Source organism: Kitasatospora sp. NPDC038210 (genome assembly GCF_055600605.1).
On sequence record NZ_JBVJYK010000012.1, the window covers coordinates 161,853 to 180,272 of the forward strand.

Annotated in this window: 16 protein-coding genes; 3 read left to right on the plus strand and 13 right to left on the minus strand. The window is 73.3% G+C overall.

The window, feature by feature from the left end; all coding sequences use genetic code 11:
• Positions 1-35: 35 nt before the first annotated feature.
• From ACZ7KX_RS24500 to hrcA, 10 genes are all read right to left on the minus strand, one after another.
• Positions 36-1,361 carry a hemolysin family protein gene (locus tag ACZ7KX_RS24500; RefSeq protein ID WP_470328323.1) on the minus strand — a complete coding sequence of 442 codons (1,326 nt, stop codon included), beginning with the start codon at positions 1,359-1,361 and terminating at the stop codon, positions 36-38.
• 19 nt (positions 1,362-1,380) lie between these two features.
• Entirely contained in the window at positions 1,381-1,875 is a 495-nt protein-coding gene (ybeY, locus tag ACZ7KX_RS24505) for an rRNA maturation RNase YbeY (RefSeq protein WP_189917985.1), read from the minus strand.
• Positions 1,876-1,889: 14 nt separating this feature from the next.
• A complete protein-coding gene (locus tag ACZ7KX_RS24510; RefSeq protein WP_470328398.1) occupies positions 1,890-2,921 on the minus strand; it encodes a PhoH family protein in 1,032 nt (343 codons plus the stop codon).
• A gap of 410 nt (positions 2,922-3,331) precedes the next feature.
• Positions 3,332-4,255, minus strand: coding sequence for a ribonuclease Z (locus ACZ7KX_RS24515; RefSeq protein ID WP_350523904.1), 924 nt, complete (start codon positions 4,253-4,255; stop codon positions 3,332-3,334).
• Positions 4,256-4,261: 6 nt separating this feature from the next.
• Positions 4,262-4,615, minus strand: coding sequence for a histidine triad nucleotide-binding protein (locus tag ACZ7KX_RS24520; RefSeq protein ID WP_350523903.1), 354 nt, complete (start codon positions 4,613-4,615; stop codon positions 4,262-4,264).
• Between the two features lie 52 nt (positions 4,616-4,667).
• Entirely contained in the window at positions 4,668-5,444 is a 777-nt protein-coding gene (locus ACZ7KX_RS24525; RefSeq protein WP_470328324.1) for an RDD family protein, read from the minus strand.
• Positions 5,445-5,586: 142 nt separating this feature from the next.
• Positions 5,587-8,853 (minus strand): S41 family peptidase, encoded by a 3,267-nt coding sequence (locus tag ACZ7KX_RS24530; protein ID WP_470328325.1) that lies wholly within the window; start codon positions 8,851-8,853, stop codon positions 5,587-5,589.
• Between the two features lie 132 nt (positions 8,854-8,985).
• The gene (locus ACZ7KX_RS24535) at positions 8,986-9,735 is read right to left on the minus strand and encodes a 16S rRNA (uracil(1498)-N(3))-methyltransferase (protein WP_470328326.1); all 750 of its coding nucleotides are present in this window, start codon (positions 9,733-9,735) and stop codon (positions 8,986-8,988) included.
• Positions 9,736-9,813: 78 nt separating this feature from the next.
• A complete protein-coding gene (gene dnaJ / locus ACZ7KX_RS24540; RefSeq protein ID WP_470328327.1) occupies positions 9,814-10,956 on the minus strand; it encodes a molecular chaperone DnaJ in 1,143 nt (380 codons plus the stop codon).
• Positions 10,957-11,028: 72 nt separating this feature from the next.
• Positions 11,029-12,063, minus strand: coding sequence for a heat-inducible transcriptional repressor HrcA (hrcA, locus tag ACZ7KX_RS24545; protein WP_470328328.1), 1,035 nt, complete (start codon positions 12,061-12,063; stop codon positions 11,029-11,031).
• Positions 12,064-12,365: 302 nt separating this feature from the next.
• Between hrcA and htpX the strand changes: the two genes are divergently transcribed.
• The 3 genes from htpX to ACZ7KX_RS24560 are packed head-to-tail and all read left to right on the plus strand — an operon-like array spanning position 12,366 to position 14,770.
• Positions 12,366-13,286, plus strand: coding sequence for a zinc metalloprotease HtpX (gene htpX / locus ACZ7KX_RS24550; RefSeq protein WP_470328329.1), 921 nt, complete (start codon positions 12,366-12,368; stop codon positions 13,284-13,286).
• 34 nt (positions 13,287-13,320) lie between these two features.
• Positions 13,321-13,905, plus strand: coding sequence for a PspA-associated protein PspAB (gene pspAB, locus ACZ7KX_RS24555; protein ID WP_470328330.1), 585 nt, complete (start codon positions 13,321-13,323; stop codon positions 13,903-13,905).
• Positions 13,906-13,936: 31 nt separating this feature from the next.
• On the plus strand, positions 13,937-14,770 hold the full coding sequence (locus tag ACZ7KX_RS24560) for a DUF3097 domain-containing protein (RefSeq protein ID WP_470328331.1): 834 nt from the start codon (positions 13,937-13,939) through the stop codon (positions 14,768-14,770).
• Here the strand turns inward: ACZ7KX_RS24560 and ACZ7KX_RS24565 are convergent.
• The 3 genes from ACZ7KX_RS24565 to ACZ7KX_RS24575 form a co-directional block, all read right to left on the minus strand.
• Positions 14,761-14,985 (minus strand): hypothetical protein, encoded by a 225-nt coding sequence (locus ACZ7KX_RS24565; RefSeq protein ID WP_470328332.1) that lies wholly within the window; start codon positions 14,983-14,985, stop codon positions 14,761-14,763. The genes ACZ7KX_RS24560 and ACZ7KX_RS24565 overlap by 10 nt on opposite strands.
• A 53-nt stretch (positions 14,986-15,038) precedes the next feature.
• Complete coding sequence (gene hemW, locus ACZ7KX_RS24570) at positions 15,039-16,268, minus strand: radical SAM family heme chaperone HemW (RefSeq protein WP_470328333.1); 1,230 nt, start codon at positions 16,266-16,268, stop codon at positions 15,039-15,041.
• Positions 16,269-16,346: 78 nt separating this feature from the next.
• Positions 16,347-18,269, minus strand: a complete 1,923-nt coding sequence (locus ACZ7KX_RS24575) for an AMP-dependent synthetase/ligase (RefSeq protein WP_350523891.1) — start codon at positions 18,267-18,269, stop codon at positions 16,347-16,349.
• Between the last annotated feature and the right edge of the window lie 151 nt (positions 18,270-18,420).

Sequence of the window (18,420 nt, forward strand, 5' to 3'; positions counted from 1 at the left end):
CACCCACGCAGGCACCGGGCAAGGGGCTCCCGCCGCTACTCGCCCGCCGGCACCTCGGGTTCGTCGGTGACGCGGACCGGGGAGGCGACCATCGAGCCGATCCGGTTGCGGCGGCCGGCCGAGGACTCGGCGGTCAGCAGGATGCCGGCCAGGCCGCCGTCGACCGGGTCCGGCAGCGGGATCTCGCAGGCGGAGCCGGGGATCGGCACCCGGCCGAGGTGCTTGGCCAGCAGGCCGCCGACGGTCTCGACGTCCTCGTCCTCCAGCTCGATGCCGAACAGCTCGCCCAGGTCCTCCACCAGCAGGCGGGCGGTGATCCGGTACGAGCCGTCGCCGAGGTCCTCGATCGGCGCGATCTCCCGGTCGTACTCGTCGGTGATCTCACCGACGATCTCCTCCAGGATGTCCTCGATGGTGACGAGGCCCGCCGTGCCGCCGTACTCGTCGATCACGATCGCCACGTGCGAGCGGCGCTGCTGCATCTCGCGCAGCAGGTCGCCGGCCGGCTTGGAGTCGGGGACGAAGACGGCCGGGCGCATCACCGCACCGACCTCCTCGGCCTCGGCCTCCCGGTTGATGTGGGTGCGCCGCACCAGGTCCTTGAGGTAGACGATGCCGACCACGTCGTCCTCGTTGTCGCCGACCACCGGGATCCGCGAGAAGCCCGAACGCAGCGCCAGGGTGAGCGCCTGCCGGACGGTCTTGTGCCGCTCGATCATCACCAGGTCGGTGCGCGGCACCATCACCTCGCGCACGATGGTGTCGCCCAGTTCGAAGACCGAGTGCACCATCCGGCGCTCCTCGTCCTCGATCAGGTCGTCCTTCTCGGCGAGGTCCACCAGGGCCCGCAGTTCCGCCTCGGAGGCGAACGGCCCCTCGCGGTAACCCTTGCCCGGGGTGAGCGCGTTGCCGAGCAGGATCAGCAGCCGCGGGATCGGGCCGAGCACGGCGGCCAGCGGCAGCAGCACGAAGGAGGACGCGGTCGCCGTGGTGAGCGGGTGCTGGCGGCCGATCGTGCGCGGAGAGACCCCCATCGCGACGAAGGACACCAGCACCATCACGCCGAACGCCAGCAGCACGGCCTGCCAGGTCGGCGTGACGCTGCGCACGCACACCACGGTGACCAGGACGGCCGCCGCCATCTCGCTGGCGACCCGGATCAGGGTCGCCAGGTTGAGGTAGCGGATCGGGTCGGAGGCGAGGGTCAGCAGGCGTGCCGAGCCGCGCCGGCCGACCCGCACCGCCTCCTCCGCCCGGAACCGGGAGACCCGGGAGATGCCCGCCTCGGCGCACGCGGCCAGCCAGCCGAGCACGACGAGCAGCACGGCACCCAGGATGAAGCTCGTACTCTCACCACTCACAGGGGTTCGGGCTCCGCGCTCAGTGGGTGGTGGGGGCCGGGGAGATGCCGCCGAGGCCGCGGCCCGCCCGCCAGTCGTCCAGGATGCGCTTCTGGAGGGCGAACATCTCCTCCTCCTCGTCGGGCTCCTCGTGGTCGTAGCCGAGGACGTGCAGCACGCCGTGGACGGTGAGCAGCTGCAGCTCCTCGTCCATCGAGTGCTTCGAGGGGGCGGCCTTGCCCTGCTGCTCGGCGACCTCGGGGCAGAGCACGATGTCGCCGAGCAGGCCCTGCGGAAGCTCCTCGCCCTCCTTGCCGGGACGCAGCTCGTCCATCGGGAAGGACATCACGTCGGTGGGCCCGGGGAGGTCCATCCACTGGATGTGCAGCTCCTCCATCGCCGCACCGTCCACCAGGATCACGGACAGTTCGGACTGCGGGTGGATCCGCATCTTGTCCAGTGCGAAGCGGGCGACGTCGAGGATGGCTTCCTCATCGGCGTCCCAACCGGACTCGTTGGCGATGTCGATCGACATGACGGGCTGTGTGCTCAGCTTTCGGTGCGATGGGACTGTCGGGGTGCTCGGGGCGCCGTGGCCTTGCCCGGGCGCCGCTGGGCGGGCTTGCGGGGAGCGGTGCCGCTCTCCTCGGCCTCCTGGCGGGCGTCCCAGCGCTCGTAGGCGTCCACGATCCGGCCGACCAGCTTGTGGCGGACCACGTCGGTGCTGGTGAGGACGGAGAAGTGGATGTCGGGCACGTCGGCCAGGATCTCCTGGACGACCTTGAGCCCGCTCCTGGTGCCGCCCGGGAGGTCGATCTGGCTGGTGTCGCCGGTGACGACCACCCGGGAGTTGAACCCGAGGCGGGTGAGGAACATCTTCATCTGCTCGGGCGAGGTGTTCTGGGCCTCGTCGAGGATGATGAAGGCGTCGTTGAGGGTGCGGCCGCGCATGTACGCCAGCGGCGCGACCTCGATGGTGCCGGCCGCCATCAGGCGCGGGATGGAGTCCGGGTCCATCATGTCGTGCAGCGCGTCGTACAGCGGGCGCAGGTACGGGTCGATCTTCTCGTAGAGGGTGCCGGGCAGGAAGCCCAGCCGCTCCCCCGCCTCGACCGCCGGGCGGGTCAGGATGATCCGGTTGACCTCCTTGGCCTGCAGGGCCTGAACGGCCTTGGCCATCGCCAGGTAGGTCTTGCCGGTGCCGGCCGGGCCGAGGCCGAAGACGATCGTGTGCTTGTCGATCGCCTCGACGTACCGCTGCTGGTTGAGGGTCTTGGGGCGGATCGTACGACCGCGGTTGGACAGGATGTTCGCGGTGAACACCTGGGACGGCGCCGGGCTGTCCGGGTCCTGCTCCTGGCCGCGGAGCATGGCGATGGAGCGCTCCACGGAGTCCTCCGTCAGGGGCTGGCCGGTGCGCAGCACCAGCATCATCTCGTTGAAGAGCTTCTGGACGAGGGCCACCTCGGCGCGTTCCCCGGTGGCGGTCACCTCGTTGCCGCGGACGTGGATGTCGGCGGCGGGGAAGCCGTGCTCGATCACGCGCAGCAGCGAGTCCGCCGTGCCGAGCAGGGTGACCATCGGGTGCTTCTCGGGGATGACGATCCGGGCGCTGACACGGCCGTCGTCGGCCGGTTCGGGGCGCGACTGTCCGTTGGTACGGGTCTGCGATGTGTCACTCATAGGTCGGCGCTGGGGCCTGCCTCATCCCATCCGTGGTGTCGTGTGCCGCTCGGTGTCTCCGGGGCACCAGGGTACGCCGCGGGCGTGATCGCTGCGGCGGGCGGCGGGGCCGCACCCGTCGATGCTGCGGCAGTTCGCGGGACGGCGCGAGCCCTTTTTCCGCGGCTGCCCGGCGCGGGCCCGTCCACGACCGGCGCGGGCGCCTTCCCTGCCTGCGCCGGAGGGTCCACGACCGGCGCCGGAGGGCCCAGGAGGGGCACCGGAGGGTTCACCGCCGGCGGCGGGTTCCACGGCCGGCGCGGGCGGGTTCACGGCTGACGGCGGGCGGGGACGGGCACCCGGGCGAGGTCGGCGGCCAGCACCAGCTCCCCGTCGAAGTGCTTGCGGGCGTCGGCCAGGTGCTGGCCGAGGTCCGGGTAGCGCTGGGAGAAGTGGGTCAGCACCAGGGTGCGCGCGCCGGCCTCGGCTGCGACCTTGGCGGCCTGCCCGGCGGTGAGGTGGCCGTGCTCCTCGGCGAGGCGGGCGTCGGCGTCGCTGAAGGTGGCCTCCACGACCAGCAGGTCGGTGCCCTCCGCGAGGGCGTGCACGCCCTCGCAGAGCCGGGTGTCCATCACGAAGGCGAACTTCTGGCCCGGCCGGGGCTCGCTGACCTCGTCCAGGGTCACCCGCCGGCCGTCCACCTCGACCGCGCCCTCGTGCTGCAGCCGGCCCACCGCCGGACCGTGGACGCCCAGGGCGGCGAGCCGTTCGGGCACCAGGCGGCGGCCGTCCGGCTCGGACAGCCGGTACCCGAAGGACTCCACCGGGTGGTCCAGCCGCACGGCGTCCAGCGCGAAGCGGGCGCCGGGCGCGGGCAGCGGGCCCGGCTCGTCGATCGGCCGGGGCCGCAGCACCGCGGTCTCGTGGTACGCGGTGGCGTGCCGCAGCCGCTCGAAGTAGACCTCGCCGGACGCCGGGAAGTAGACGTCCACCGGGTGCGGGACGCGGTCCAGGTTGATCCGCTGGATCACCCCCGCGAGGCCCAGGCAGTGGTCACCGTGGAAGTGGGTGACGGCGATCCGGGTGATCTGGGTGGCCGTGACCCCGGCGTGCAGCATCTGGCGCTGGGTGCCCTCGCCGGGGTCGAACAGCAGCCCCTCGCCGTCCCAGCGCAGCAGGTAGCCGTTGTGGTTGCGGTGCCGGGTGGGCACCTGGCTGGCGGTGCCGAGGACGACGAGTTCGCGCTGGGACACGTGGGATCAGACCATGCTCTCGGTCATCCGCGTGCCGCCGAGCACGTGGACGTGGGCGTGGAAGACGGTCTGCCCGGCGCCCGCACCGGTGTTGAAGATCAGTCGGTAGTCCGTGATGCCCTCGTCCTCGGCCACCCGGCCCGCCTCCGCGAGCAGTTCGCCGGCGATCTCCGGCTCGGCGGCCGCCAGCGCGGCGGCGTTCGGGTAGTGGACGTGCGGGATGACCAGGACGTGCACGGGGGCCTTGGGGGCGATGTCGCGGAAGGCGAGGGTGCGCTCGGTCTTGCGCACCACGGTCGCCGGGATCTCGCCCGCCACGATCTTGCAGAACAGGCAGTCGGGCTGCGGCTCGCCGGCCATCGGCTACTCCTCGGGATCGGTACGTCGGGTGGTGGGGCCGTACGGGCGCAGCCTAGCCGAGCCCGGCCACGGCCTGCTGGTACTCCTGCAGGTGCTTCCAGCGCACCGCGCGCATGCCGACGATGTCGCCGTCGTCCAGGTCGAAGTCCTCGGAGATGAGCGCCACCGCGAGGAAGACGAAGCCGAGCAGCCAGCGCCTGGTGAGCCGCCAGGTGTTGGGCCGCATCACGCGCTTGGTGCGCACCAGACGCATCGCCAGGACCGCCTTGCCGACGCTGAAGCCGGTGAGCCGGGCGAGCACCACCTGGTTGAGGAAGGACACGCCGAGGCCGACGACGAGCAGCGCCACGAAGTAGGGCACGGCCGGGCCGCCGCTCTGGACGGCGTGGCCGGCCACGTGCCGGACCTTCGGGCGGCTCGCGGCGTTGGCGGCGACGAAGCCGAGGCCGACGGCGAGGAAGAAGTCGAGCACGATCGCCAGGAAGCGCCGGCCGCCGCCCGCCTCCTTGGGGCACGGCGGCAGCGCCGCCGACCGCTGAGGGTGCTGCGGCTGCTGCGGGTAGGGGTTGGGGTAGGGATCGGGCTGCCCGTACTGCTGCGGCCGGCCGTACTGTTCCTGCGGCGGCTGCTGGCCGTACGGCTGCGCCGGTGGCTGCTGCCCGTACGGCTGCTGCCCGTACGGCTGCTGCGGCGGCTGCGGGTGCCCCTGCGGTGCGTACCCCTGCGGCGGGTACGGCTGCGGTTGCTGCTGGTAGGGCGGGTACGGCTGCGGTTGCGGCGGTCCGTAAGGGTTCTGGTCGTACTGCGGCGGCGGGTAGCCCTGCGCCATGGTGGTTCCCCCGAAGGCTGTGGATCAAGAAACAGCCCCGCATCCTACCCACGCCCCGGAGCGGGAAGTCGGCTCTTGCGACTTCCCGCTCCGGCCGCGCCCGCTGAGAGCGCGCCCGGGCCGTGGGGCCGCGCCGGTGCCGCTACCGCCAGGGCAGCGGCGGCGCCGTGCGGGCCGGGCTCCCGGCGAGCGCGGCCAGGGCGATCCGGACGCCCTCGGCGAGCTGCGGATCCTCGCCGGCTGCCCAGTGGTGCGGGGCGATCGGCACCTCGACGTCCGGGTCGACGCCGTGGTTCTCCACGCCCCAGCCGTAGTTCTCCAGCCAGAACGCGTACTTGGGCTGGGTGACCAGGGTGCCGTCGACGAGCCGGTAGCGGCTGTCGATGCCGATCACCCCGCCCCAGGTGCGGGTGCCGACCACCGGGCCGATCCCGAGCGCCTGGATGGCGGCGTTGACGATGTCGCCGTCCGAGCCGGAGTCCTGGTCGGCGAGCGCGACGACCGGCCCGCGCGGGGCGTCGCCCGGGTACGGCACCGGGCTGTCGGTGTCCCGGCTGACGTTCCAGCCGACGATCCGGCGGGCGAGCTTCTCGATCACCAGCTGCGAGGTGTGGCCGCCGCGGTTCTCCCGGATGTCGACGATCACGCCCTCCCTGGCCATCTCCGAACGCAGGTCGCGGTGGATCTGGGCCCAGCCGGTGGTCTGCATGTCGGGGACGTGCAGGTAGCCGAGCCGGCCGTCGGACAGTTCGCGCACGGCGGCCCGCCGGCCGGCCACCCAGTCGTGGTAGCGCAGCGCCTCGTCGTCGGCGAGCGGGACGACCACCGGGTGGCGCCGGTCGGTGCCGTCCTTGCCGGCCACGGTCAGTTCCACCGGCTGCCCGGCGGTGCCGGCCAGCAGCGGGGCGGGGCCGGTGACCGGGTCCACCGGGCGGCCGTTGACCGCCAGGACCGCGTCGCCCGGGCGGATCGCCGCACCGGGCGCGGCCAGCGGCGAGCGGGCCCGCGGGTCGGAGGACTCGCCGGGCAGGATCCGGGCGATCCGCCACTGCTCGCCGTCCTTCACGAGGTCCGCGCCGAGCAGGCCCTGACGCCGGGCGGGCTCGGTGTGCGAACCGTAGGGCACCACGTAGGCGTGCGAGGTGCCGAGTTCGCCGTGCACCTCCCAGAGCAGGTCGACCAGGTCGTCGTGCGAGCCGACCCGGTCCACCAGCGGCCGGTAGCGCTCCAGGACGCCGGCCCAGTCCACGCCGGCGAGGTCGGGGCGCCAGAAGTTGTCCCGCATCAGCCGGCCGTTCTCGGCGAACATCTGCCGCCACTCGGCGGCCGGGTCGACGGTGACGCGCAGCCGCGCCAGGTCCACGGCGGTCTCGTCGTCCTCGCCGGCCGCCTTGTGGTCGGCCGGGACGATCCGCAGTTCGCCCTCGTCGAGCACGGCGACCCGGCTGCCGTCCCCGCTGACCGCGAAGCCGTCGACGTCGTGCACCAGTTGCTCGACCCGGCGCTTCTTCAGGTCGAAGCGCTCCAGCACCGGCCGCGGCCGTTCGTCCTCCAACGAGGCTGCCTCGTCGCCGAGTTCGCCGAGCAGCGGGACCCTCGTCCACAGCACGCCGTCCTTGGCGGCCCGCAGGGTGCCGAACAGGCCGCCCTCGACCGGGAAGGGGACGATCCGGTCGGCGATGCCGTCCAGGTCCACCCTGGTCACCGGCGCCGAGTCGGTGCCGCCCTCCTCGCCGTCCGCCTTCTTGGCCCGGGGCTCGTCCTCCTCCCCGCCGAGCGGGCGCCCGGCACGCTGCGGCCCGAACGGGGACGGCGTGTCGGCGGCCAGGGTGATCAGGTACGGGCGGCAGCCGTTGGGGAACGACAGGTCGAAGACGTGCGAGTCGTAGACCGGGTCGAAGTTGCGCACCGACAGGAACGCCAGGTACCGGCCGTCCGCGGTGAAGGCCGGCGAGGTGTCGATGAAGCGCTGCTGGGTGGCCTCGCTGACGGTGCGGGTGGCCAGGTTGGCCAGCACGATCTGGCGCAGCGAGAACGGCCCCAGCCCCGGCACCGGCCGCGACCAGGCCAGCCAGGCGGAGTCCGGGCTGAAGACCAGCCCGCCGACCTCGCCGTCGGTGCTGCGGTCCAGCTCGTGCACGGTGCCGTCGGCGAGCGCCACCAGCAGCACCCGGCCGTCGTGCACGCCGAGCGCGGCCTGCTTGCCGTCCGGGGAGACGGCCAGCGAGTTGACCCGGCCGAGCTGTCCGGCGGCCAGCCGGCGGCGCTCGGCGCCGTGCACGGCGGGCGCGAACTCCAGGGCGTCCTCGCCCTCGGCGTCGGACACCCACAGCACGCCCTGGGCGCCGTCCTCGCCGGGCACCACCCGGACCAGCCGCCCGCGCACGCCCGGCGTCTCGTCCAGCACCCGGGCCGGGCCCTCCCGGTGGGTCAGCCAGTGCACGCTGCCGCGCACCACGACGGCGCTGGCCCGGCCGGTGCGGTCGGGGGCGACGGACTCCAGCCAGTGCGCGGCGGGCACCGGGCGGGGGCGCAGGCCGGTGCGCGGGCCGGCCAGCCTGACGTCCAGGCGGCGCGGCTCGGCGCCCTCCAGGTCGTCCAGCAGCCAGACGTCGCCGGCCCGGTGGAACACCACCCGGATGCCGTCGGTGGCGGCGTTGCGGGCGTAGAAGCCGTCCGGGTCGGCGGTGTGGCGGCGCAGGTCGGAGCCGTCCGGGAGGCTGGACCACAGCTCGCCGACGCCCTCGTGGTCGGACAGGAACGCGATCCTCCCCCCTTGCCCGCCATCGGGCAGGAGGGGCCCAGCGACCCACAGCGGCGAGGACAGCTGGCCGTCCACCTCCTCGTGGACGCGGACGAACTCGTCCCGGCCGATCCACAGCTTGCCGGCCCGCCCGCCCCGGTAGCGCTTCCACCACGCCGGTTCGCGGATCGCCGCGCTCGCCAGCAGCACCCGGTCGCCACCCGGCTCGAAGGCGATCCCGCCGATCGGCCCGTACGGCAGCCGGGCGGGCTCGCCGCCGTCCAGCGGCACGGCGTGCGCCCAGGTGCGGCGCAGGGTGGCCTGGCCGGCGGTGGTGGTGGCGATCGGGCGGCCGTCTTCCGTCCAGCCCTGCACCCGGGTCTGGCCGCTGCCCCAGTGGGTGAGCCGGCGCGACGGGCCGCCGTCCACCGGCACCACGTGCACCTCGGGCGCGCCGTCCCGGGCGGAGGTGAAGGCGATGTGCCGCCCGTCCGGGGAGAACCGGGGGTCGTGGACCGGCAGGTGGTCGGCCGTCAGCCGCCAGGCCCGGCCGCCCTCCAGCGGGGCGAGCCACAGGTCGTTCTCGGCGACGAAGGTGACCAGGTCGCCGTGCAGGTGGGGGTGGCGCAGGTAGGCGCCCGCGGGGGTGCTCAGGGAGTCCGTCACGTGGCCAGCGTAGGCACGTGCGCGTACGAGCCGCCGGGCTTTTCGGCAGAGTCGGGCCGGTCGGGCGAGCCCGCTGGACGCCGCCGCGGGGTCGTAGTACGGGCCCCGGCCGGGTGCGGGGCCGGCCGGCCCTCAGGCCCAGCGGCCGGTGCGCCCGAGCAGCAGCGCGCCGGCGGCCACCCCGGCGGTGGAGGTGCGCAGCACCGAGGGCCCCAGCCGGTACGGCCGGGCGCCCGCCTCGGCGAACGCGGCCAGCTCCTCCGGGGAGACCCCGCCCTCCGGGCCGACGACGAGCACGAGGTCGCCGCTGCCGGGCAGCGCGGCGTGCGCCAGCGGCTCGGCGCCCTCCTCGTGCAGCACGGCGGCGAACGCGGCCCGCGCCAGGACGGGAGCCAGCTGCCTGGTGGTCATCGGGTCGTGCACCTCGGGGAAGCGCAGCCGGCGGGACTGCTTGCCCGCCTCGCGGGCGGTGGCCCGCCACTTGGCGAGCGCCTTGGCGCCGCGCTCGCCCTTCCACTGGGTGATGCAGCGCGAGGCCGCCCACGGGATCACCGCGTCCACGCCGACCTCGGTCATGGTCTCGACGGCCAGCTCGCCGCGGTCGCCCTTGGGCAGCGCCTGGACGACGACGATCCGCGGCGCGGGCTCCGGCTCGCGGCGCACCGCGGCGACGGCCACGTCGATCGCGTCCTTGCCGAGCACCTCGGCGACCGTCCCGTCCACGCCGAGCCCCAACCCGTCGGCGAGGGTCACCGCCTCGCCGGCCGTCAGCCGCTTCACGGCGGCCGCGTGCCGGCCCTCCGGGCCGTCCAGGCGCACCAGGGTGCCGGGCGCGGCGGCGGCGATCCGCTCGGTCTCGACGACGAAGACGGGCGCGGTCATGCGGGGAACCTCCGGGAGGGGGTGGATCGGGCACGCGAAAGGGGTGCCGGGTGGTCCCCGGCACCCCTCCGCGGACGGCTACCGGCCGTTGAAGGCGTCCTTCAGGCGGGAGAACAGGCCCTGCTGGCCCGGCGCGAACTGGCCGGACGGCCGCTCCTCGCCGCGCAGCACCGCGAGGCGGCGCAGCAGCTCCTCCTGCTCGGCGTCGAGCTTGGTGGGCGTCTTCACCTCGACGTGCACTATCAGGTCGCCCCGGCCGCCCCCGCGCAGGTGGGTGATGCCGCGGCCGTGCAGCGGGATCGACTGGCCGGACTGGGTGCCGGGCCGGATGTCGACCTCCTCCAGGCCGTCCAGGGTCTGCAGCGGCACCTGGGTGCCGAGCGCGGCCGCCGTCATCGGGATGGTGACGGTGCAGTGCAGGTCGTCCCCGCGCCGCTGGAAGATGGCGTGGGTGGTCTCGGCGATCTCGACGTAGAGGTCGCCGGCCGGGCCGCCGCCGGGGCCGACCTCGCCCTCGCCGGCGAGCTGGATCCGGGTGCCGTTGTCGACACCGGCCGGGATCTTGACGGTCAGCGTGCGGCGGGCGCGGACCCGGCCGTCGCCGGCGCACTCCGGGCACGGGGTCGGCACGACGGTGCCGAAGCCCTGGCACTGCGGGCAGGGGCGGGAGGTCATGACCTGGCCCAGGAAGGACCGGGTGACCTGGGAGACCTCGCCCTTGCCGCGGCACATGTCACAGGTCTGCGCGGTGGTGCCGGGGGCCGCGCCCTCGCCGCTGCAGGTGGTGCAGGTGACGGCGGTGTCGACCTGGAGTTCCTTGGTGGTGCCGAAGGCGGCCTCCTCCAGGGTGATCTCCAGCCGGATCATGGCGTCCTGGCCGCGGCGGGTGCGCGAGCGCGGGCCGCGCTGGCCGGCCGCGGCGCCGAAGAAGGCGTCCATGATGTCGGAGAAGCCGAAGCCCGCCGCGCCGGCGCCGAAGCCGCCCGCGCCGCCACCGCCGCCCGGGGACAGCGGGTCGCCGCCGAGGTCGTAGACCTGGCGCTTCTGCGGGTCGGAGAGCACCTCGTAGGCGGCGTTGATCTCCTTGAACCGCTCCTGCGTCTTCGGGTCCGGGTTGACGTCCGGGTGCAGTTCGCGTGCCAGGCGCCGGAACGCCTTCTTGATCTCGTCCTGCCCCGCATCCCGTCGGACGCCGAGTACCGCGTAGTAGTCCGTGGCCACCAAATGCTCCGCTTGTTCCGCCTGTAGTAGTGCTGCGACTGGACGCCGTTGGTCGTCCAACGGCGACGTTTGCTACGACTCGGCCAGGATCTGACCCACGTACCGCGCTACCGCCCGCACCGCCCCCATTGTGCCCGGGTAGTCCATCCGGGTCGGACCGATCACACCCAGTTTGGCCACGCTCTCGTCGCCCGAACCGTAACCGACGGACACGACCGAAGTGGAATTCAGCCCTTCGTAGGCGTTCTCCCGCCCGATCCGGACCGTCATCGCGGCGTCGTTGGTCTCACCCAGGAGGCGGAGCAGGATGACCTGCTCCTCCAGGGCCTCCAGCACCGGCTGGATGGTGAGGGGGAAGTCGTGGCCGAAGCGGGTCAGGTTGGCCGTGCCGGCCAGCATGATCCGCTCCTCGTTCTGTTCCGCGAGCGTCTCGAACAGGGTCGCCAGGACCGTGCTGACGGTCGGCCGGTCGGCCGGCTCGAACATCGCCGGGAGCTCCTCCAGCACGCCCGGGACCTCCGGGAGGCGGCGGCCGGCGGCTCCGGCGTTGAGCGCCGTCCGCAGGTCCGCCAGGACGGTCTCGCCGACCGTGCCCGGGCAGTCGACCATCCGCTGCTCGACCCGACCGGTGTTGGTGATCAGCACCAGCATCACCTTGGCCGGGGCCAGCGCCACCAGCTCGATGTGCCGGACGGTCGAGCGCGTCAGCGACGGGTACTGCACCACCGCGACCTGCCGGGTCAGCTGGGCGAGCAGCCGCACGGTGCGCGCGACCACGTCGTCCAGGTCGACCGCGCCGTCCAGGAAGTGCCGGATCGCCCGGCGCTCGGGGGCGCTCATCGGCTTGATCTCGGCGAGCTTGTCGACGAAGAGGCGGTACCCCTTGTCGGTCGGGATGCGGCCGGCGCTGGTGTGCGGCTGGTGGATGTAGCCCTCCTCCTCCAGCGCCGCCATGTCGTTGCGGACGGTCGCCGGCGAGACCCCGAGGTTGTGCCGCTCCACCAGGGCCTTGGAGCCGACCGGCTCCTCGGTGCCCACGTAGTCCTGCACGATCGCGCGGAGCACGGCGAGCTTGCGTTCGTCCAGCTGGCGGACCTCACCGGCCATGGGGCACGCACCTCCGTCTTCGCACGTTGTCCGTCTGTGTCCCTGTGTGTCCCTGTGTGCTGCAGCGGGCCGCTCCGGGAGGCCCCGGCCTTGGCACTCTGAACACACGAGTGCCAAAACCGTACCTGCCAGTGTAAGGCCCGGGTCCTACGGCAGGAACGGCCCGACCGGCGTGATCCTGCCCGCAGTTCCGGGTACGGCCCGCGGGGCCCCGCCCGTTCACGGGCCACCGGCGCGCGGGTGGTGCCCCGGGGCCGTCCGGGTGGGAGCATCGGAAGCGACGGCGAATGGAGGAGCAAGCGATGTCGAGCTCGGGCCAGCACACCCGTTTCGCGCCCGACCGCGGCCTGACCGGCCGCATGGTCGCGACGATGTTCGTGATCGGGCTGCTGTACGTCGGTTTCACCGGCCTGCTGATCGCGCTGCTGCGCGGCGCCTGGCCGCTGATCGTCCTGATCTCCGGCGGGCTGTTCGTGGCCCAGTTCTGGTTCAGCGACAAGATCACCGAACGGGCCATGGGCGCCCACCAGGTGACCCCGGAGGAGTTCCCCCAACTGCACGGCACGATCGACCGGCTCTGCGCCCTGGCCGACATGCCCAAACCGCGCGTGGCGGTCGCCGACAACGACATGCCCAACGCCTTCGCCACCGGCCGCAACCCGCAGAACGCGGTGGTCTGCGTGACCACCGGCCTGCTGCGCCGGCTGGAGCCGGAGGAGCTGGAGGGCGTCCTCGCGCACGAGCTGTCGCACGTCGCGCACCGGGACGTCGCGGTGATGACGATCGCCGGCTTCCTCGGCGTGCTCGCCGGCGCGATGACCCGGATCGCCGTGTACGGCGGGTTCATGGGCGGCGGGCGCAACAACAACGACCAGAACGCGGCCATCGTGGCCCTGATCATCCCGCTGGTCTCGATGCTCGTCTACGCGATCAGCTTCCTGCTCACCCGGCTGCTGTCCCGCTACCGCGAGCTGGCGGCCGACCGCGCCGCCGCGCAGCTCACCGGCCGGCCCAGCGCGCTCGCCTCGGCCCTGACCAAGGTGACGGGGCAGATCGCGGCCATCCCCAGCAAGGACCTGCGCCAGGCTCAGCCGTACAACGCCTTCTACTTCGCCCCCGCGCTGAGCGCCCGGGAGGCCGCCACGCAGCTGTTCTCCACCCACCCGTCGTTGGAGAAGCGGCTGGCGCAGCTGGCGAAGATCACCGAGCAGCTGGGCCGCTGAGCCCGCGCCCGCCGTTCGACACGAGAGGACCGCCGTGGGAAGTCTGGACGCCCTGTTCGGCCGCACCAAGCCCGTCAAGCCCGACCTCGACCAGCTGTTCGGCGTGCCGTCCGCGGCGCTGACCCTGGAGGCCGGCGCCGGGTTCACCCCCACCGGGCTCGGCTCGGTCTGCTTCGCGGCGGTCGAGGGCGCGGCCTTCGTGCAGGTCGAGCAGCAGGTGCGGGCGCTGCTGGACGCGGACACCGGGCGCGGCGGCGTGCCGGTGGAGGCCTCCAAGGACGACTACGGCTACTCCTGGCTGCTGGCCCGGCACTCCCCGCAGGAGCTGCCGGAGCTGGTGAACGACCTGCACGCGGTCAACAGCGAGCTGGAGGCGAACGGTTTCGGGCCGCAGCTGCTCTGCTCGCTGGTGGGCTTCCGCAACCCGCAGGGCCAGTCCCTGGCCCTGGTCTACCTCTACAAGCGCGGTACCTTCTACCCGTTCGCGCCGATGCCGGGCGGCGGGGAGAAGCGCAACAGCCCGCTGGAGCTGCAGGTCAACGCGATGCTGGGGAACGACCTGCGGCTGGAGAAGGACCTCAGCCGCTGGTTCCCCGTCTGGGGCGCGCCGGGCCTCTGACGGCCCGTCCGGCCTCCCTATGATCACCCGTATGCGCAGCCGCCAGTACGGACCCGACCTGACCCCGCCGTGGAAGAAGCAGACCCCCGCCCCGGAGGTGCCCGCCGAGCCGGACCTCGTGGTCGAGGAGGCGGCGACCGGCTTCTGCGGGGCGGTGGTGCGCTGCGAGAAGACCGCCGAGGGGTTCACCGTCACCCTGGAGGACCGTTTCGGCAAGCACCGGGTGTTCCCGCTGGTCCCGCGCGGCTTCCTGCTGGAGGGCAGGGTCGTCACCCTGGTCCGCCCGACCGCCCCGGCGGCGCCCCGCACGCCCGGCCGCACCGCCTCGGGCTCCGTCGCCGTCCCCGGCGCGCGCGCCCGGGTCGCCCGCGAGTCGCGGATCTACGTCGAGGGCCGGCACGACGCCGAGCTGGTCGAGCGGGTCTGGGGCGACGACCTGCGGATCGAGGGCGTCGTGGTGGAGTACCTGCGCGGCATCGACGACCTGCCGGCGATCGTCGCCGACTTCGCCCCGGGCCCCGGCCGCCGCCTCGGCGTGCTGGTCGACCACCTGCTCCCGGGGACGAAGGAGCACCGCATCGCCGCCCGGGTCACCGGCGAGTCCGTCCTGGTCGTCGGCCACCCCTACATCGACGTCTGGCAGGCCGTGAAGCCCGCCTCCGTGGGCATCCCCGCCTGGCCCGCCGTGCCCCGCGGCGAGGACTGGAAGGAGGGCACCTGCCGCCGCCTCGGCTGGCCCGTCGACACCCCGGCGGCGTGGAAGCGCATCCTGTCGAAGGTGGACGGCTACAAGGACCTGGAGCCCGAACTCCTGGGCCGGGTGGAGGAACTGATCGACTTCGTGACCGTGCCCGGTCAGGAGTAGGTCTGGAACTCCGAGGTGTCCAGAACGATGCCGAGCAGGTCGACCTCGATCGGATCACCGAATTTGCTGGTCCGCTCGGCCCAGTACACAGGGGTACCGGAAGCCGTGTCGGTGGTCAGATCCGTGAGGAGCACGCACACGCCCTTGAGCGGGTCGACGATGAGGTACGCCGGAATCCCGCCCTGGGCGTACATCTCGCGCTTGCATCCGGTCATCGATGGCGGTCACTGCGCGCTCCCTCCGACGGCTGACACCACGTTAACGAACGTCAGTCCACCAGGTCACGCACGAGCGCGTCCGCCAGCAGCCTGCCCCGGAGGGTGAGGGCGGCGCGGCCGTCCTCGTACGGCCCGGCGGCGAGGAGGCCGTCCGCGAGGGCCCGGTCGGCGGCCCTGCGGCCGGTGTCGGTGAGCAGGTCCAGGGCGACGCCGTCGACCAGGCGCAGCTCCAGCAGGATGCGCTCGACGCGGCGGTCCTCGTCCGCCAGGACCTCGCGGCCCAGCGCCGGGGTGCGGCCCTCGGCCAGGGCCCGCGCGTAGGCGGCGGGGTGCTTGGCGTTCCACCAGCGGACGCCGCCGACGTGGCTGTGGGCGCCGGGGCCGGCGCCCCACCAGTCGGCGCCCGTCCAGTAGAGCTCGTTGTGGCGGCAGCGGCCCTCGGGGGTGGTGGCCCAGTTGGAGACCTCGTACCAGTGGTACCCGGCGGAGGCCAGCGCCTCCTCGGCGATCAGGTAGCGGTCGGCGTGCACGTCGTCGTCGATCATCGGCAGTTCGCCGCGCTTGACCCGGGCGGCGAGCCGGGTGCCCTCCTCGACGATCAGGGAGTACGCCGAGACGTGGTCGGGCCCGGCGCCGATGGCGGCGTCCAGCGAGGCCCGCCAGTCGTCGTCGGACTCGCCCGGGGTGCCGTAGATCAGGTCGAGGTTGACGTGCTCGAACCCCGCCGCGCGGGCCTCGGCCACGCAGGCCTCCGGGCGGCCCGGGGTGTGGTGGCGGTCGAGCAGCTGCAGCACGTGCGGGCGGGCGCTCTGCATGCCGAAGGAGATCCGGTTGTAGCCGCCCTCGCGCAGCTCCGCCAGGTACGCCGGGCCGACGGACTCCGGGTTGGCCTCGGTGGTGACCTCGGCGTCGTCGGCGAGCCCGAACTCCTCGCGGATCGCGGCGAGCATCTTCACCAGGTCGCGGGCGGGCAGCAGGGTGGGGGTGCCGCCGCCGAGGAAGACGGTGCGCACCGGCAGCTGCGCGTCCCCCAGCACCTGCCGGGCCAGCCGGATCTCGGCGACCACGTTGTCCGCGTACGTCTCCTGCGAGGCGACCGCCCCGGAGGAGCGCAGCTCGGTGGCGGTGTAGGTGTTGAAGTCGCAGTAGCCGCAGCGGCTGGCGCAGTACGGCACGTGCAGGTAGAAGCCGAACGGCCGGCTGCCGAGCCCGTCCAGGGCGTGCGCGGGCAGGGAACCGTCGGACGGCACCGGTTCGCCGTCGGGGAGTGCGGAGGGCATGCCCCCATTGTCCCGTACGGCCGGCGAAGCTCCCGTACGGCCCGCGACACCCGCGCGGACCGTACGGGAGCGGCCGGGTCAGGCCTCGTTGGCGCCCGCGTACATCGCGGTGACCGCGTCCGCGTAGGTCCGCTCCACCACCGGGCGCTTGATCTTCAGGCTCGGGGTGAGCTCGCCGTGCTCCACGTCCAGGTCACGCGGCAGCAGGTGGAACTTCTTGATCGTCTGCCAGCGCTGCAGCCCGCCGTTGAGCCGCTTCACGAAGCCCTCGATCAGCTCGTGCACGGCCGGCTCGACCGCCAGCTCGGCGTACGACTTGCCGGCCAGGCCGTGCTCGGCCGCCCACGGCATGAGGACCGCCTCGTCCAGGCCGATCAGCGCGGTGCAGAAGTTGCGGCCGTTGCCGATCACCAGGATGTTGCTGACGAACGGACAGACCGCCTTGAACTTGCCCTCGACCTCGCTGGGCGCCACGTACTTGCCGCCCGACGTCTTGAACAGGTCCTTCTTGCGGTCGGTGATCCGCAGGAAGCCGTCCGGGCTGAGCTCGCCGATGTCCTCGGTGTGGAACCAGCCGTCCGCCTCCAGCACCTCCGCGGTCTTCTCCGGCAGGTTGTGGTAGCCGCGCATGATGCCCGGGCCGCGCAGCAGGATCTCGCCGTCCTCGGCGATCCGCACCTCGGTGCCGGGCAGCGGGCGGCCCACCGTGCCGATCCGCACGTCCTCCTCGCGGTTGACGCAGGAACCGGCGCTGGTCTCGCTCAGGCCGTAGCCCTCCAGGATCGGCACCCCGGCGCCAAGGAAGAAGTAGCCGATCTCCGGGGCCAGCGCGGCACTGCCGGAGACCGCGCCGCGCAGCCGCCCGCCGAACGCCGCCCGGATCTTCGCGTACACCAGCTTGTCCGCCAGCGCGTGCTGCACCCGCAGGCCCAGCGGGGCCGTGCCGGCACCGGTGGCGATCCGGCTCTCCTGGACCGCCCGGGCGTGCTCGCGGGCGACCTTGGCCGCCCACATGAAGATCTTGTACTTGGCGCCGCCCTCGGCCCGGGCCTTGCCCGCGATGCCGTTGTAGACCTTCTCGAAGATCCGCGGCGCCGACGCCATCACGGTCGGCCGGATCACCGGCAGGTTGTGGATGATCCGGTCCACCCGGCCGTCCACCGCCATCACGTGCCCGGTGGCGATCTGCCCGGAGATCAGCGTCTTGCCGAACACGTGCGACAGTGGCAGCCACATGAACTGGACGTCGTCGGCCCGCAGCAGCCCGCTGGCCTCCTGCGCCCGGCCCTCGTACGCCCAGCAGTCGTGCACCAGCCGCACGCCCTTGGGGCGGCCCGTGGTGCCCGAGGTGTAGATCAGGGTCGCCAGCTGCTCCTTGTCGAGCCCGGCGACGGCCTTCTCCACCGCGTCCGGCTGCCGCTCCAGGTGCTCGGCGCCGCGCCGCTCCAGCTCCGCCAGGGTGATCACGTCGAGGCCGGCCGCCTCCGGGGCCTCCTCCGGGGCGTCGAACAGGATGACGGTGCGCAGCTCGGGCAGCTGGTCGAGCTGCGCGACGGCCTTCGCCAGCTGGGCGGCGTTCTCCGCGAACAGCGCGCGCGAGCCCGAGTCGGACAGGATGAACGCCGTCTCGTCCGCGTTGGTGCTCGGGTAGACCGTCGTGATCGCGGCGCCCGCGCACATGGCGCCGAGGTCCGCGATGATCCACTCGATCCGGGTGGACGACGCCAGGGCGACCCGGTCCTCCGGCTGGATGCCCAGCGCCATCAGACCGGCCGCCACCGCCTTGACCCGGGTCGCGGTCTGCGCCCAGGTCAGCGAACGCCACTGCTCCGCGCCGGGCGCGCCGTCCGCGGCGTGCTCGTCGACCGGGGCCGGGTGGCGGTAGGCCTCGCCGTTCGGGGTCGCGGCGACCCGCTCCAGGAACAGGTGGGCGACGGAGGCGGGACGCCCGGCGACGAGGTCGGGCCTGCCGGAGTCGATCAGGGACTGCGCGGAACTCAACGAGACCTCCGGGGGCGGGTGGCCGTCTGAGGGATTGTCGCGACGGCCGTGGGGGCGGTCGCCGGGCCCCGGTTAACCTGAGCGGTACCGGTCAGTAACAAGGGGGCAACCAGCAGCCTAGGGGGAAACCGGTCATTCCGTAAGAGGGTGG

Excerpts from the sequence above, each read along its gene's own strand:
- ybeY (WP_189917985.1), bottom strand. The coding sequence starts at position 1,875 with ATGTCGATCGACATCGCCAACGAGTCCGGTTGGGACGCCGATGAGGAA.
- ACZ7KX_RS24510 (WP_470328398.1), bottom strand. The coding sequence starts at position 2,921 with ATGGTCACCCTGCTCGGCACGGCGGACTCGCTGCTGCGCGTGATCGAG.
- ACZ7KX_RS24520 (WP_350523903.1), bottom strand. The coding sequence starts at position 4,615 with ATGGCCGGCGAGCCGCAGCCCGACTGCCTGTTCTGCAAGATCGTGGCG.
- ACZ7KX_RS24525 (WP_470328324.1), bottom strand. The coding sequence starts at position 5,444 with ATGGCGCAGGGCTACCCGCCGCCGCAGTACGACCAGAACCCTTACGGA.
- ACZ7KX_RS24535 (WP_470328326.1), bottom strand. The coding sequence starts at position 9,735 with ATGACCGCGCCCGTCTTCGTCGTCGAGACCGAGCGGATCGCCGCCGCC.
- hrcA (WP_470328328.1), bottom strand. The coding sequence starts at position 12,063 with ATGGCCGGTGAGGTCCGCCAGCTGGACGAACGCAAGCTCGCCGTGCTC.
- htpX (WP_470328329.1), top strand. The coding sequence starts at position 12,366 with ATGTCGAGCTCGGGCCAGCACACCCGTTTCGCGCCCGACCGCGGCCTG.
- ACZ7KX_RS24560 (WP_470328331.1), top strand. The coding sequence starts at position 13,937 with ATGCGCAGCCGCCAGTACGGACCCGACCTGACCCCGCCGTGGAAGAAG.
- ACZ7KX_RS24565 (WP_470328332.1), bottom strand. The coding sequence starts at position 14,985 with ATGACCGGATGCAAGCGCGAGATGTACGCCCAGGGCGGGATTCCGGCG.
- hemW (WP_470328333.1), bottom strand. The coding sequence starts at position 16,268 with ATGCCCTCCGCACTCCCCGACGGCGAACCGGTGCCGTCCGACGGTTCC.